Source organism: Crossiella sp. NPDC003009 (assembly GCF_053591555.1).
In genome coordinates this window covers 1-14067 of the sequence record NZ_JBSFUA010000075.1, presented here as the reverse complement: position 1 = coordinate 14067, position 14067 = coordinate 1, and the positions used below count along the sequence as shown (strand labels likewise).

Here is a 14067-nt window from a genome sequence, read left to right as displayed (position 1 = left end):
GGGCGAGGTTGCGGCGTGCGGTGGGGTTGGGTGGCGTGCGGGCGGGGGCCGCTGCCACGGGCGTGCCGGTGGGGCCGGCTCATGCGGGCCGCCGGTGGGGAAGGTGGCGCGGGTGGGTCATGAAGGTCGCTTTCGGGGCAGGGTGGCGTGCAGGTGGAAGCCGCCGTCCGGGGCCGGGCCCGCGTGGAAGTCGCCTTCGTACAGGGCCACTCGTTCCCGGATGCCGGTGAGGCCGTGGCCGCCGGGGCGGGGGTCGCCGCCGGGGCCATTGTCGGTCACCTCGATCGTCACCGCCTCGTCGGTGCCGGTCACCCGCACCTGGCAGGTCGCGGGGGCCGCGTGGCGGATCACGTTGGTGACCGCTTCCTGGACGATGCGCAGCACGGTGAGCCGCAACGCTTCCGGCAGGTCGTCCAGCCGGACGGTGGCCTCGATCTGGACGCCGGCCTCGCGGGCGCCGGCGAACAGCTCGTCCAGGTCCGGGGGCCGGAGGTCGTCGGTGCGCAGGACGCTGAGCAGGCGGCGGGTTTCGGCCAGGGCCTCCTTACTGGTGGTCTCGATGACGCGCAGGGCGGCTCTGGTCTCCTCCGGTCTGGTCTCGGCGACGAAGTTGGCCACCGCGGCCTTGACCGCGATCAGGCCCATGCCGTGGGCCACCACGTCGTGCAGTTCGCGGGCGATGCGTAATCGCTCGTCCAGGCGGATCTGCCGGGCCTGCTGGGCCGCCAGGTCGGCCGCCTGGGTCCGGCGCTCGCGGATCAGCTCGCCGGTGAGCCAGCCCAGCAGCGCGAACACCGCCGCGACCGGGGCGAAGGCCCAGCCTGCCGGTAACCACAGGGCGCCGACGGCGGCCGCGGTCAGGCACAGGGCCAGCGCTGTGGCCGACTCGCGGCGCGGGTGGAGCGTGGTGGCCGTGTAGAGGACCAGGGCGACCGTGACGAACGGGTCCCACAGCGTGCCGCTGAGGGCGACCGCTACCGCGAGCGCGAGCATGGTTCGCGGCCAGAGCCTGCGCAGGGCCACCGCCGTGCCTGCCAGCAGTGCGGCCGCGGTGGCCAGCACCATGGTCGGCACCTCGTTCGACTGGGCCAGCCAGAGGTTTCCGGCCACCGCGAAGTTCGCGATGGCCAGCAGCAGTCCGGCGAGGACGTCCAGGTGGACCAGGTGTCGGCGTGGGGTGGGCACGGGAGTGACGCTAGCCCGGTTGCGGCGAGTTGGGATCAGACCAGGGTGGATCAGACCCAGGTAGGACTCGGGGGTGCAGAGTGTCCATTGTGGTCCGATGTGCCGGGGCGGGGCAGGCGGCAGGGTGGGAACCATGACCGCGCAACCTTTTCCCGGCCGTTGGCTCGGCGGCGCCAGCCTGATCCTCGGACCGCTGCTGCTGCTCGCCGCCGTGTTCACCCGGCACGGCACCTACTTCTTCTTCCCGGCCCAGCTGGCCGGTTACGCCGCCGATCCGGTGCGGATGACCGTGTCCTACAGCCTGTTCGCGGTGGGCATGGTGCTGCTGTTGCCCGCCGTGCTCCTGCTGGCCGCGCGGGCAGGCGGGATGTGGGCCGGACTGGGCGCGAGCCTGGTGCTGCTCGGCCTGTGCGCTCGGATCTTCCACGCGGGGGTGGACTACCTGGCCTTCCGGCTGGTCGACGGGCAGGGCGCGGAGGCGGCCGCCGCGGTTGTCGGCGCCGCGTACCCGGTGCCGCACGTGTTCACCTTCGCCTCGTTCGCGGTGGTGCTGGGCTGGCCGGTGCTCGCGGTCGGGGTCTATCGCGCCGGGGTGCTCGGACCGGTGCGGGCGGTCGCGCTGGCGGCGATGACCGCGTTACCGGTGGGAGTGCTCAAGGGGGCCACCATCTCCTCGATGGTCGCGGTGGTGGCGCTGTCCGTCGCGCTGGTCCCGCTCGGGGTGAGCGTGCTGCGCACCGGGCCGTGGCCGAGCCGTCGGCAGTTGCTCGGGTTCGCCGGGGGCGCGGTCGCGATGGTGGGGCTCGGCCTGCTCTCCTTGCACGGCTGACCGCTGGAATTCACCGCTGAGTTTCATCGCGCATCCGTTGTGGCAATCGAGGTGTTCATTGCCACACAATGATTTCCTGAACGTGGGATGACCTGACGGACACTCCCTCCTTTCGTAGGGGGTTTCCTGTCTGTTTCCTGTTGGAAAGCGCGTTCCGATGGTCTGGTTCCAAGTTGAATCAGTAGCTTCTTCTGTACTGGGGAACTCCGGCGCTGACGGCGGCGCCGGATCTGGAAGGAGTCAAGTCAATGCAGCCACTTCGGGATCTCACCCTGTTACTGGGGCGGGTCGTCGTCGGCGTGGTCTTCATCTACCACGGCTGGCAGAAGATCGTCACCAAGGGGATCGATGGTGTGGCCGCCGGGTTCGGGGACATGGGCATCCCGCTGCCCATGGTGTCCGCGTGGTTCACCGCGCTGGTCGAACTGGTCGGTGGCGCGGCCTTCATCATCGGTATCGGTCTGCCGCTGGTCGGCGTGCTGTTCGCGGTCGTGATGGCAGGCGCTGGGTTCTTTGTGCACTTCAGCAAGGGCTTTGGCCTGCCCGGTGGTTACGAGTACGTGCTGACCCTGCTGGCGGCGGGTCTGGCGCTCGGCTTCAACGGCGGCCGGTACTCCCTGGACGCGGTCTTCGGGATCGGTCAACCCAAGCGCGAACGAGCGACCGTCGACGCCTGATTGCTTGCGCAACCGAAACCCGCTGACGCATCCGCGTTCACTCGCTCGTGTGACGGGGAACTCCGGTAGCCGGAACTCCCCTCTTCGAGCGAAGGAGCCTGACGATGGTGCGCTCAGCGGGTTTCGCGTTGCTGCTCGGCCGCATCGCGGTCGGCCTGGTGTTCATCCTCAACGGCTGGCACAAGCTGATGGTCGCCGGGATGGACACGACCGTGGCCAACTTCAGCAAGGCCGGGTACCCGGTGCCGGAGTTCATGGCCTGGTTCACCGCGCTGGTCGAGCTGATCGGCGGCGCGCTGTTCATCCTGGGTGTGGCGCTGCCGCTGATCGGCGTGCTGCTGGCGATCGTCTCGATGCTCGGCATCCTGTTCGTCACGGCCAAGAACGGGTTCTGGATCCACAACGGTGGCTATGAGTACCAGCTGGTGCTGATCGGCACCTCGCTGGCGCTGGGCTTCGCCGGCGGCGAGGTCGGCGTCGGCAGCTACTACCGCCGGCGCCGCCATCCCGTTGCCGCCTAACGAAGTTCGCGGGTGATCCGCTCGGTGTCCTTGCGGGCGGCGAGCTTGCTCTCGTCCAGGTGCACGCACTGGACCAGCGAGCCGCCGCCCGCCAGCACCGCGAGCAGCCCGTCCACCACGCCCGCGCTGGTGTTCCAGTCCATAGTGGACAGAACGCGGTCCTCGGGGCCAAAACCCAGTTCGGCCGCGCGCTTGGCCGCCAGGTCCAGCAGTTCGTCCACAGTGGACTCACCGAGGGCAGGCGTGTCGCCGGGCACCTCGTCGTAGGGCAGGAAGTCGTCCCCGTGCACGCGGGCCTCGGAGATGTAGTCCAGCACCCCGGGCGGGGTGTCGCCGAGGCCCCGGCCCATCGGGTCCAGCGAGGCCGCCGCGACCGTGCGCGCGCCGGGCGCGTCCCCGCCGGGACCGGTGAAGCAGACCTCGGTGCCAGCCGGGTCGAACCGCACGCTCGCCCCGCACCACCAGGAGCCCAGCAGCACCCCGACGGCCTGCCAGTGCGTCGGCAGCAGCACCCCGACCGGGGTGCCCGCCTCGACGTCCAGCTCGTCGCGCAGCCAGTTCGCGGTCTTGCTGGCCCAGTTGGCCATGGTGGCCCTGGACAGCTCGATCCGGACGCCGGTCGCGTCGTCGTAGTAGGTGATCAGCGGCCGCGCCGGGTCGGCACGCAGCAGCGGGCGGAACAGCTTCTCGGTGATGCTCATGGCGCCAATCCCTCAGTACACGCAGCGGACACCGTTGGCGGTGATCGGCTCGTCCGCCTCCACCGGCTGCCGCCGGGCGGGCTCGCCGACCGCTCCATCCAAACGCACCTGCCCCGGCCCGCCCAACCGTGCAGGTGGCGAGCTCGACGGCGGCGGCTCCGGCTTGGTCAGCCCGGCCACGAACGAGCGGACCTGCTCCCGGTCCACGGTGACGATGCTCTGGCCGCGGTCGTTGCGGGCGCCGACGCCGGTGACCGGGATGGTGCGGAACTCCACGTTGCCGCCTGCCAGGCCCTGCATCTGCTGGGCGAAGCGCAGCGGGTCCCAGCCCGCGTCCATCACGATCGACTTCTTCGCCGCCTCCATCAGCGCGCCCAGCTTGGCCGGGTTGGTCAGCGTGCCGGAGGAGAGGATCTTGTTCACCACCGAGGCCATGAACACCTGCTGGCGCACGATGCGGTCCAGGTCGCTGCGCGGCAACCCGTTGCGCTGCCGGACGAAGGCCAGCGCGTCGCCGCCGGAGATGGTCTGCGGACCGGCCCGGAAGCTGGCCCCGGAGTCCGGGTCGCTGGTGGAGCGGCGCAGGCACACGTCCACCCCGCCGACCGCCTCGGTGAGCAGGTAGAAGCCGTACAGGTTGACCTCGGCGTAGTGGTCGATGCGCAGCCCGGTCAGCTCCTGCACGGACTGCGCCAGCGCCAGCCGCCCGCCCTGGTGCGACTCCTTGTCCAGCCGCGCGTGGTCGCGCACGCCCTCGGCCTTGAGCTGGTCGACCCGCCGGTTCTTGCCCCTGCTGTAGGCGGAGTTGATCTTCTCCTCGCCGATGCCGGGCACCATGGTGTAGGTGTCGCGCGGGATGGAGATGGCGGTGGCCTTGCGGCCGTCGTCGGGCACCCGCAGCACGATGATGGTGTCGGTGTTCACCCCGCCGTCGTTGGCCTCGGTGCGCAGCTTCTTCAACAGCCCGGCGGGCAATGGATTGCCCTCGGCGTCGGTGCGGCTGTCGCTGCCCACCAGCAGGATGTCAGTGGCCCCGTCCTTGGCCTCCGGCGCGTTCGGCGCCTGGCCGAGCTCGGTGATCAGGTCGGTGGTGGTGACGTTGTCCTCGATCCGCGACACCGTCGCCCAGCTGATCCCGGTCGCGGTCAGCACCGCCACCGAGAGCAGCGCGGCGACGGTGCGCGCCGAGACCAGTCCCGCGGTCTTCCACCGGCTGCGGCGCCGGGGCGTGGCGAGCGGCTCGGCGCCGTCCAGCGGCACCCACTTCGGTTGCGGCCCAACGGTTGCCGCGGCCAGACCGGTCTCGTCGCGGTCGCGCGGGTCGTCATCGGCCGGGGTGTCGTCGCGCGCTTCGGCGGCCCGCTTGGCCACTTCGGCGTCCTCGCGTGCGTCGGTGGCGTGCCCGGCGACTTCGGTGTCCTCGCTCGCGTTGGCGGCCTGCCCGGTCGCCGCGGCCTTCTCCGTCGTCTCCGCGTTGTCCGTCGTGTCGGCAGCCCGCCCGGCTGCCGGCGCGACGTCGTCCTGCTCCTCGTGCTCGGCGGCCCGCCTGGCCGCCGTGGTGTCCGCTTCGGTTTCCCTGTCCCCGGCCGACGCTCGCGCGCCGTCCTGGTTCGGACGTGGTCCTTGCTCCTCCACGTCCCCGCCTCCCTGTTGAACGTGCTGATTTCCCCCGTCACCAGCCTAGTTCACGCAGGTGACACCCTCGGCCGTGATCGGCTCATTGCCCGGTGCGGCGGCTGGGCCGACCGAGTCCACCCCATCGAGTGACACGGGGCCGGCGGCGGCCAGGCCGTTCCTGCCGGGGCCCTTGTAGTCCTTGCCGAGGTAGACCTCCACGGTGCCGGCGACCACCTTCGCGTTCTCCTCCGCAGGCACCCCGCCCAGGGCCGCGGCGACCTTGTCCCCGTTGGCCTTCTCGCCCTTGGCGTAGCGCACCACGGTCTTCGCCCTGGCCGGGGCGTTGTCGCTCTTGCCCTTGGGGAAACCCTTGGCCGCCAACGCGTCCTGCACCTTGGTGGCCAGGCCGATGGTGGTCGTGGTGTTGAACACGTCCACCTTGGCGGCGGCCGGGTCAGCACTGCTGCCGCCGCTGCTGGTGGGGGTGGTGCTGGGCGGCGCGGCCGGGCCGCCGGTGATCAGCTGCTTGGCGAACTCCTTGACCTTCGCCGGGTTGACGCTGAACACGTCCTGCCCGTCCGGGCTCTTGATCGAGTCGCCGACCGGCATGGTCTCGAAGCTGATCCGGCCGCCCGCCATGCCCTGCATCTGCTGGGCGAAGGCGATCACGTCCCAGTGCTGGTCCAGCACGATCGACTTCTTCAGCGCCTCGATCAGGTTGGTCAGCTTGGTGCTGTCGGTCAGCGTGCCGCCGGAGAGGATCTTCTTCGCCAGCCCGGCCATGAACACCTGCTGGCGCACCACCCGGTCCAGGTCGCTGCGCGGCAGGCCGTAGCGCTGGCGGACGAAGGCCAGCGCGTCGCCGCCGGAGATGGTCTGCGGGCCCGCCTTGAAGTTCGCGCCGGACTTCTCCTCCTTGGTGGCCTTGTTCAGGCACACGTCCACGCCGCCGACGGCCTTGGTGATCTCGTAGAAGCCGAGCAGGTTCACCTCGGCGTAGTGGTCGATGTCCACCCCCGACAGGTTCTCCAGGGTCTTGATCAGCAACTTGGAGCCCGCGGTGTTGGCCTCACGTTCCTGCTCCGGCTTGGGCTTGCCGGAGTTGCGCAGCTGTTTGAGCGCGGCGTTGCGGCCGAAGGCGTAGGCGGAGTTGACCTTGTTCTTGCCGTGGCCGGGCACCTCGACGTAGGAGTCGCGCGGGAAGGACATCGCGCTGGCCTTGCTGCCGTCGTTGGGGATGCGGATCAGGATCAGCGAGTCGGTGAGGTGGCCCTCGTTGTCGCCCGCGCGCAGCTCCTGGAGTATCTGCTTGGGCAGCGGGTTGCCCTGCGCGTCCACCCGGGAGTCGTTGCCCACCAGCAGGATGTCGGTGGCGCCGTCGGCCGCGGTGCCGGTCCTCTTCTCGATCACGTCGTTCTTGGTGAGCCCGTCCTGCAGGTCGCCGAGCTTGCCGTAGGCGAACCCGGCGACCAGCAGCACGGTGGCCGAGGTGATCGCGACCACGGTCTTGGCCGCGCGCAGCGCCTGCCGCTTGCCCTGCTCCTGGGCGGAGAGCTTCGGGGCCGCCTTGGCGGAGTCAGCCGGGCGGGGTCTGGCCTGTTCCCGCGGTGCCGGACGGCCGCCTCCCTGACGTGCCGCGCCCGGTTCCGGGGCTGGACGTCTCCGGTCGCCCTGGCTGGCAGGCGGCGCGGGGCGGCGGGGGCGGCCATAAGGGTCGCCGGGCCGCTGGGGCCGGTCGTCCAACTCCGTTCTCCTCCCGGTTGAATCGCACCAGATTATCGGTGGTGCGGCGCCCCGTTCGCCGGTCGCCGACATAACGTGGACGCATCAGACAGTTTCCTGGTTGCTACTCGTGACAGACTGCGACCGGATTGGCGCCAGATCGCGCGGCAGGGTTTTGGGGAGGATACGGATGAAGGTTCTGGTCACAGGCGGTGCCGGGTTCATCGGCTCCCATTACGTGCGCCAGCTGCTCGGCGGCGCGTACCCGGCGTTCGCCGAGGCGGAGGTGACCGTGCTGGACAAGCTGACCTACGCGGGCACCAGGACCAACCTCGCGCCGGTCGAGGACGACCCCCGGCTGACCTTCGTCGAAGGTGACATCTGCGACCCCGAGCTGGTGCGCAAGCTCATGTCCGGCCAGGACGTGGTGGTGCACTTCGCGGCCGAGTCGCACGTCGACCGGTCCATCCTGGGCGCGGCCGACTTCGTGCTGACCAACGTGCTGGGCACGCAGACCCTGCTGCAGGGCGCGCTGGAGGCCAGCGTCGGCCGGTTCGTGCACGTCAGCACGGACGAGGTGTACGGCTCCATCGAGACCGGCTCCTGGACCGAGGAGCACATCCTGGAGCCCAACTCGCCGTACTCGGCCTCCAAGGCCAGCTCGGACCTGCTGGCCCGCTCCTACTTCCGCACGCACGGCCTGCCGGTCTGCGTCACCAGGTGCTCGAACAACTACGGTCCGTACCAGTTCCCGGAGAAGGTCATCCCGCTGTTCGTGACCAATCTCATCGACGGCAAGAAGGTGCCGCTCTACGGCGACGGTCTGAACGTGCGCGACTGGCTGCACGTGGACGACCACTGCCGCGGCATCCAGCTGGTCGCCGAGGGCGGGCGCGCGGGTGAGATCTACAACATCGGCGGCGGCACCGAGCTGACCAACAAGGAGCTGACCGGCCTGCTGCTGGAGGCCACCGGCACCGACTGGGACAGTGTGACTCCGGTCACCGACCGCAAGGGCCACGACCGCCGCTACTCGGTGGACATCACCAAGATCAGCACCGAGCTGGGCTACGCGCCGAAGGTGCCCTTCGCCGACGGCCTGGCCCAGACCGTGGCCTGGTACCGGGACAACCGCGCCTGGTGGGAGCCGCTCAAGCAGCGCGCCGAACTGGCCAAGGGCTGAGCCGGTGCCTGGACTCGGACTGCTCGTCACCGGCGGCCGCGGCCAGCTCGGTCACGACCTGGCCAGGCTTGCGTCCACAAAGGACAGTTGGCTGGTGCATGCGCCCGGTTCGGCCGAGCTGGACGTCAGCGAGCCGGACGCGGTCGAGGACGCGGTGCACGGGATCGCTTGCGGGGCAAGGGACACCGGGCTGCGGCCGGTGGTCATCAGTGCGGGCGCCTACACCGCGGTGGATGCCGCGGAGACCGATGAGGACCGCGCGCTGGCGATCAACGGCACCGGTCCCGGCCTGCTCGCCAAGGCTTGCGCGGCAAGGGATGTGCCGCTGATCCACCTCTCCACCGACTACGTCTTCCCCGGCGACAGCACCCGGCCGTACGAGCCCAGCGACGCCACCGGCCCCCGGTCGGCCTACGGGCGGACCAAGCTGGCCGGGGAGCGGGCGGTGCTGGAGTCCGGCGCCCAGGGCTGGGTGGTGCGCACCCAGTGGGTCTACGGCGAGACCGGCAAGAACTTCGTGCGCACCATGGTCCGGCTGGAGTCCAGCAGGGACACCGTGTCCGTGGTGGACGACCAGGTGGGCTGCCCGACCTGGACCGCGGACCTGGCCGCCGGACTGCTCCGGCTGGCCGAGCTGGCGGTCGGCCCGAACCCGCCGGAGCAGCGGCTGCTGCACTGCGCGGGCGGCGGGGAGACCAGCTGGTACCGCTTCACCCAGGCCATCTTCGAGGAGCTGGGCGCGGATCCGGCGCGGGTCAAGCCGTGCACCTCCGCGGAGTTCCCCAGCCCGGTCAAGCGCCCGCCGTACTCGGTGCTCTCGCCCAAGTCCTGGGAGTCGGCGGGCCTGACGCCGCTGCGGCCCTGGCGCGAGGCGCTGGCCGCGGCCTTCGCCGAACGCGGCGAGCAGTTCCGCACCCCCTGACCCACGTACGACACCCGTCGTACGCTGGGCGTACGGCGGGTGTTGTGGCCGGGTCGGGGGAGTGGTCGGGGATGGGCCGGATGTCCGGGAGCCCCGGCGCGATGACGCTGGGGGCATGGCGAAATCGGGCGCGCAGCGAGCGCGGAACCTGTTGGTGTGGCTGCACGTGCTCAGTTCGGTGGGCTGGCTGGCGCTGGCCCTGACCCTGTGCGTGCTGATCAGTTACGGCATCGGCGCGGAGCCGGGACTGCGGCTGGCCGCCTTCCGGATGGCCGAGGTGCTCGACATCCAGCTGTTGCAGATCCTCGGCGAGACCTCGGCCTTCACCGGGTTCATGCTCTCCGCGCTGACCTCGTGGGGCTACTTCCGGCACTGGTGGGTGCTGACCAAGTTCGTGATCACGTTGGCGCAGCTCTACGTCGGCATCTTCATCCTCAGCGGCAACCTGCACGAGTCGGTGCGCGCGGCGGAGTCCGGCGGGATCGGGCCCGCGGTGTGGCTGGCGGTGGCCTCGGCGCTGATGGCGGGCGGCTTCGCCTTCCAGGCCTGGCTCTCGGTGGCCAAGCCGGGCAAGCGGACGCCGTGGACCCCGCCCGGCAGGCTGCCCGCCGCTCCGGTGTCGCACGTCTACGCGGCCAGCGCGGTGCCGGTGCTGGCCTTCGCGCTGGGGCTGTTCCTGCCCTGGGTGACGCCGCTGCTGATGCTGGGCGTGGTGCTCTGGTACTCGGCGCGGCGCGGCGCGGGGTGAAGCTGCGCGTGGCGGCGGGCTGAGCCCACAAGGGGCCCGACCGGCGCCCCTGGGGGTCAGGCGCCGGCCGGGCTGGTCAGATGGTCGGCGGGAACGTTCCCGCGCGACCGAGCAGCGCGGGCGCGGGCCTGCCGAGGCGCTGGGCGAGCCAGCCTGCCGTGTCGGTCACCGCGATCATGTCCACACCGGTGCTCATACCCATTCGCTCCAAGGCGTAAACCGCATCTTCGGTGGCGATGTTGCCGGCCGCGCCGGGGGCGAACCGGCAGCCGCCGAAGCCACCGGCGGAGACGTCCAGCACCCGCACCCCGGCCTCCACCGCGGCGATCGCGTTCGCGTAGCCGGTGTTGCGGGCGTTGTGGAAGTGGCCGCGCAGCCGGATGCCCGGCGCGGCCTCGGCCACCTCGCTGATCAGCGCGCGCACCTGGTCCGGGGTGGCCACGCCGAGGGTGTCGGCCAGGGACAGCTCGGCGGGGCCGGTCGCGGCCACCTTCGCGGCTAGCTCCACCACCTCGGACCTGGGCACCTCGCCGGTGAACGGGCAGCCGAAGGCGACCGCGATGCCCACCGATACCGGCACCCCGGTCGCCAGCCCGGCCTTGGTCACCTCGGCCAGCTCGGCCAGCAGCTCCTCCCTGGAACGCCGCTCCTGCCGGCGGGCGAAGTCCTCGGTGGCCGGCAGCACGAACTGGGCCTCGTCCAGGTACGGCGCGGCCTCGCGCAGCGCGGCCTGGTCCGGCACCAGCGCGCCGTAGCGCAGGCCGGGCAGCCGGGGCAGGGCGCTGAGCACCTGCTGCGCGGCCGGGGAGAACGGCGGGCTGAACGAGGCCGCCTCGATCCGCCGCAGCCCGGCCGCGGCCAGGCATTCCACCAGCTCGACGGTGTCCACCACGGACAGCGCGAGACCGCCGCCCGCCAGACCGTCCCTCGGGGCGACCTCGACCAGCTCAACAGCGTCCAAGGACGGCTCCATGTATACAAAGCGGAAGTTCGAGCGGAGCATCCAGGCGCTGGCAACTTGTGTCAAGTTGCTGCATCGCTCTAGTTTGCATACAAAATGATGCAGCTTGCATTTCGGAGCGTGACCGGTGGCGCTGGCGGCGGAGAAGGCGTACCAAACCCTGCGCGCGGGCATCCTGGACGGCACCTACGAGCCGACCGAACGCCTCGGCGAGGTGGACCTGGCCGAGGGTCTCGGCCTGTCCCGAACCCCGGTGCGGGAGGCGTTGCGGCGGCTGGAGGTCGAGGGCCTGGTCGAGCTGGAGCCGCACCGCGGCGCGCGGGTGGCCCAGTGGACCCGCGCGGACGTGGAGGAGCTCTACGACCTGCGGATGCTGCTGGAGTCCTTCCTGGCCCGGCGCGCCGCCAGGCGGATCAGCCAGACCGCGCTGGCCAGGCTGGCCCAGCTGCGCGACACCATGGCGGCCGCCGCGGCGCCGGGGCCGGGCCAGGACCTGACGCGGGTGGCCGAGGCGAACTGCGAGTTCCACGCCATCATCGGCGCGGCCGCGGCCAGCCCCCGGGTGCTCACCATGCTGACCACGGTGATCGAGATGCCGTTGGTGCTGCGCACCTTCCACCGCTACCAGCCCGCCGAGCTGGCCCGCAGCCTGTCCCACCACCGAGAACTGGTGGACGCGCTGACCGAGGGCGATCCGGACTGGGCGGAGGCGGTGATGCGCGCGCACGTGCTGGCCGCCAAACGGGTGCTGCTGCGGGCATATACCAGGTAGACCGGTTGGGCCTGGCGGCGGAAGTCCGCGCGCGGCACGCGCGTAGGGTCATCTAGTGTCCTGGGACAAGGACGGCGACAGGGTGGGGCACAAGGAGAACTCGGTGGGGGGCTTTCGGCTCGGGGTCGACGTCGGGGACACGTTCACCGACGTCCTGCTGGTCGACGAGCGCACCGGGGCGGCCTTCCGGGCCAAGACCCCGACCACGCCGCACAACCTCGCGGTGGCCGTGCTCAACGGCATCAGGGACACCTGCCGCGCGGCCGGTGCCGACCCCAAGCTGATCAACCACGTGCTGCACGGCGGATCCGTGGCCAGCAACGCGATCCTGCAGGGCAGCGGCGCGCGGGTGGGGCTGGTCACCACCAGCGGCTTCCGCCAGGTGCTACAGCTGGCCCGCAGCTACGCGGCCGAACCGCTGGCCAGGCCGGAGGACACGGTCGAGGTGGTCGAGCGGATCGGCGCGGACGGCGTGGTGGTGGTGCCGCTGGACACCGGCGCGGCCCGGATCGCGTTGCGCCGCCTGCGCGCGGCCAAGGTGGAGGCGCTGACCATCTCGCTGCTCAACGCCGGGGTGAACGACCGGCACGAGCGGCTGCTGGGCAGGCTGGCCGCCGAGGAGCTGCCAGGGGTGCCGGTCTCGCTGTCCGCGCACGTGATCGCCGAGCCGCGGGAGTACGAGCGCACGGTCTCCGCGGTGGTCAACAGCTACCTGCGCCCACAGGCCACCAGGGTGGTCAGGGACTTGGAGGCCGCGCTGGCCTCGGCCGGGATCACCGCCCGGATCTCGGTGCTGCGCAACGACGGCCGCGCCACCGCGGCCGGCCACGCCGCGGAACGCCCGATCGCCGCGCTGTCCTCCGGCCGGGCCGGCGGCCTGCGTGGGGCCACCCACTTCGCCGGACTGGCCGGGTACACCGACTTCCTCAGCCTGGACCTGGGCGGCAGCTCCGCCGACGTCGCACTGGTGCGCAACGGTCGGCCGCGAATCGACCGCCAGACCGCGGTGGGCGACCTCACCGTGCGCTCCACCGGAGTCGACGTGCATACGGTTGCACTCGGCGGCTGCTCCCTGGTCCGGGTGTCCAAAAGCACCATGGAACTGCGCATCGGCCCGGCCTCCGCGGGCGCCCGCCCCGGCCCGATCTCCTACCGCAACGGCGGCACCAAGCCCACCGTCACCGACGTCAACCTGGCTCTGGGCTACCTGCCGGAGGCCATCGCGGGCGGCCGCATCCGCCTGGACCCCGAAGGCGGCCGCAAGGCAGTGGCGGCCCTGGCCGACGCCCTGGCCCTGCCCAGCCCCGAACGCGCCGCGGGCGAGGTCCTGGCCATGGTCAACGACAAGCTGTTCCGCGCCCTGCGCCTGGTCAGCGTCCGCAACGGCCACGACCCCAAGGACTTCCCCTTGGTCGTCTTCGGCGGCGCGGGCCCCTTGCACGCCAACGCCCTGGCCCGCCTCACCGGCACCTGGCCGGTCATCGTGCCCCCCTCCCCGGGCACCCTGTCCGCCCACGGCCTGGCCACCACCGAACCCAGCGAAGAGGTGGTCGCCGCCCCCGGCCTCACCGGCATCGGCCCAGCCCGCCTCCGCGCGGTCCTGGCCGACCTGCTCACCTCCGCAGGCGACCGCCTGGCCGCCAGGGGCGTCCCCCGAGACCGCCTGTGCGCCCAGGCCGACCTCACCCTGCGCCAGCCCAGCGGCCGCACCACCGACCTGCTGGCAGACCTGACCGAGGCTGTACTGGCCGCGGTCGACCCACGTTCCGCACTGGGCATCGAACCAGACGCCGAGATCGTGGCCCTGCGGGTGATCGTCCGCGGCCCGCGGCCACCCCTGCTCACCCACGAGCCCCTGCCAGGCAGGAAGAAGCCGATCCCAGACGCCCTGCTCCGCACCAAGAAGATCATGGTCGACGCCACCCTGGTGGCGGCCGACGTCTACGACCGAGCAAAGCTGTTGGCAGGCAACGTGATCAGCGGCCCAGCCCTGATCGTGGAGCCAGACTCGACAACGCTCGTGCAGCCAGATCACGCCGCCACAGTGCATCCAAGCGGTTGCCTGCTGATCAACCCAGAACAACCCAACTAGCGACAACTTCTTGCGAAAGAGGCGTGGCGCGCCAGCGACACGCCGGGCTCTTGACCAGGCGACGGGTTTGATTTTTTCGCGTCGTGCGTTCGTGACCCCGACACTCCGAAGCTTGCTTCGCGTGTGTCGAGGGCACG

Annotated in this window: 13 protein-coding genes; 8 read left to right on the top strand and 5 right to left on the bottom strand. The window is 71.2% G+C overall.

What is annotated here, in order from left to right; all coding sequences use genetic code 11:
• Window positions 1-117: 117 nt before the first annotated feature.
• Entirely contained in the window at window positions 118-1185 is a 1068-nt protein-coding gene (locus ACWDY5_RS39545) for a sensor histidine kinase (RefSeq protein WP_449727258.1), read from the bottom strand.
• Between the two features lie 133 nt (window positions 1186-1318).
• Between ACWDY5_RS39545 and ACWDY5_RS39540 the strand changes: the two genes are divergently transcribed.
• The 3 genes from ACWDY5_RS39540 (at window position 1319) to ACWDY5_RS39530 (ending at window position 3212) form a co-directional block, all read left to right on the top strand.
• On the top strand, window positions 1319-2014 hold the full coding sequence (locus ACWDY5_RS39540) for a hypothetical protein (protein WP_449727257.1): 696 nt from the start codon (window positions 1319-1321) through the stop codon (window positions 2012-2014).
• 248 nt (window positions 2015-2262) lie between these two features.
• Window positions 2263-2691 carry a DoxX family protein gene (locus ACWDY5_RS39535; protein ID WP_449727256.1) on the top strand — a complete coding sequence of 143 codons (429 nt, stop codon included), beginning with the start codon at window positions 2263-2265 and terminating at the stop codon, window positions 2689-2691.
• 104 nt (window positions 2692-2795) lie between these two features.
• Window positions 2796-3212, top strand: coding sequence for a DoxX family protein (locus tag ACWDY5_RS39530; RefSeq protein ID WP_449727255.1), 417 nt, complete (start codon window positions 2796-2798; stop codon window positions 3210-3212).
• On the opposite strand, the gene ACWDY5_RS39525 is transcribed toward ACWDY5_RS39530, so the two are convergent.
• The 3 genes from ACWDY5_RS39525 to ACWDY5_RS39515 are packed head-to-tail and all read right to left on the bottom strand — an operon-like array spanning window position 3209 to window position 7273.
• On the bottom strand, window positions 3209-3913 hold the full coding sequence (locus tag ACWDY5_RS39525; RefSeq protein ID WP_449727254.1) for a TIGR03089 family protein: 705 nt from the start codon (window positions 3911-3913) through the stop codon (window positions 3209-3211). The genes ACWDY5_RS39530 and ACWDY5_RS39525 overlap by 4 nt on opposite strands.
• Before the next feature lie 12 nt (window positions 3914-3925).
• Window positions 3926-5548: an LCP family protein gene (locus tag ACWDY5_RS39520; RefSeq protein ID WP_449727253.1), complete on the bottom strand. Its 1623-nt coding sequence runs from the start codon at window positions 5546-5548 to the stop codon at window positions 3926-3928.
• Between the two features lie 45 nt (window positions 5549-5593).
• On the bottom strand, window positions 5594-7273 hold the full coding sequence (locus ACWDY5_RS39515) for an LCP family glycopolymer transferase (protein WP_449727252.1): 1680 nt from the start codon (window positions 7271-7273) through the stop codon (window positions 5594-5596).
• A 169-nt stretch (window positions 7274-7442) separates the two neighbouring features.
• On the opposite strand from ACWDY5_RS39515, the gene rfbB reads away from it, so the two are divergent.
• The 3 genes from rfbB (at window position 7443) to ACWDY5_RS39500 (ending at window position 10105) form a co-directional block, all read left to right on the top strand.
• Window positions 7443-8435, top strand: a complete 993-nt coding sequence (rfbB, locus tag ACWDY5_RS39510; RefSeq protein ID WP_449727251.1) for a dTDP-glucose 4,6-dehydratase — start codon at window positions 7443-7445, stop codon at window positions 8433-8435.
• A gap of 4 nt (window positions 8436-8439) precedes the next feature.
• Complete coding sequence (gene rfbD / locus ACWDY5_RS39505) at window positions 8440-9357, top strand: dTDP-4-dehydrorhamnose reductase (protein WP_283663121.1); 918 nt, start codon at window positions 8440-8442, stop codon at window positions 9355-9357.
• A 115-nt stretch (window positions 9358-9472) separates the two neighbouring features.
• Entirely contained in the window at window positions 9473-10105 is a 633-nt protein-coding gene (locus ACWDY5_RS39500) for a hypothetical protein (protein ID WP_449727250.1), read from the top strand.
• Window positions 10106-10181: 76 nt separating this feature from the next.
• On the opposite strand, the gene ACWDY5_RS39495 is transcribed toward ACWDY5_RS39500, so the two are convergent.
• A complete protein-coding gene (locus tag ACWDY5_RS39495) occupies window positions 10182-11066 on the bottom strand; it encodes a hydroxymethylglutaryl-CoA lyase (RefSeq protein WP_449727249.1) in 885 nt (294 codons plus the stop codon).
• A gap of 127 nt (window positions 11067-11193) precedes the next feature.
• Between ACWDY5_RS39495 and ACWDY5_RS39490 the strand changes: the two genes are divergently transcribed.
• Together ACWDY5_RS39490 and ACWDY5_RS39485 are read left to right on the top strand one after the other, a co-directional pair.
• Window positions 11194-11838, top strand: coding sequence for a GntR family transcriptional regulator (locus ACWDY5_RS39490; protein WP_449727248.1), 645 nt, complete (start codon window positions 11194-11196; stop codon window positions 11836-11838).
• A 103-nt stretch (window positions 11839-11941) separates the two neighbouring features.
• The gene (locus ACWDY5_RS39485; protein WP_449727247.1) at window positions 11942-13930 is read left to right on the top strand and encodes a hydantoinase/oxoprolinase family protein; all 1989 of its coding nucleotides are present in this window, start codon (window positions 11942-11944) and stop codon (window positions 13928-13930) included.
• Window positions 13931-14067: the final 137 nt, after the last annotated feature.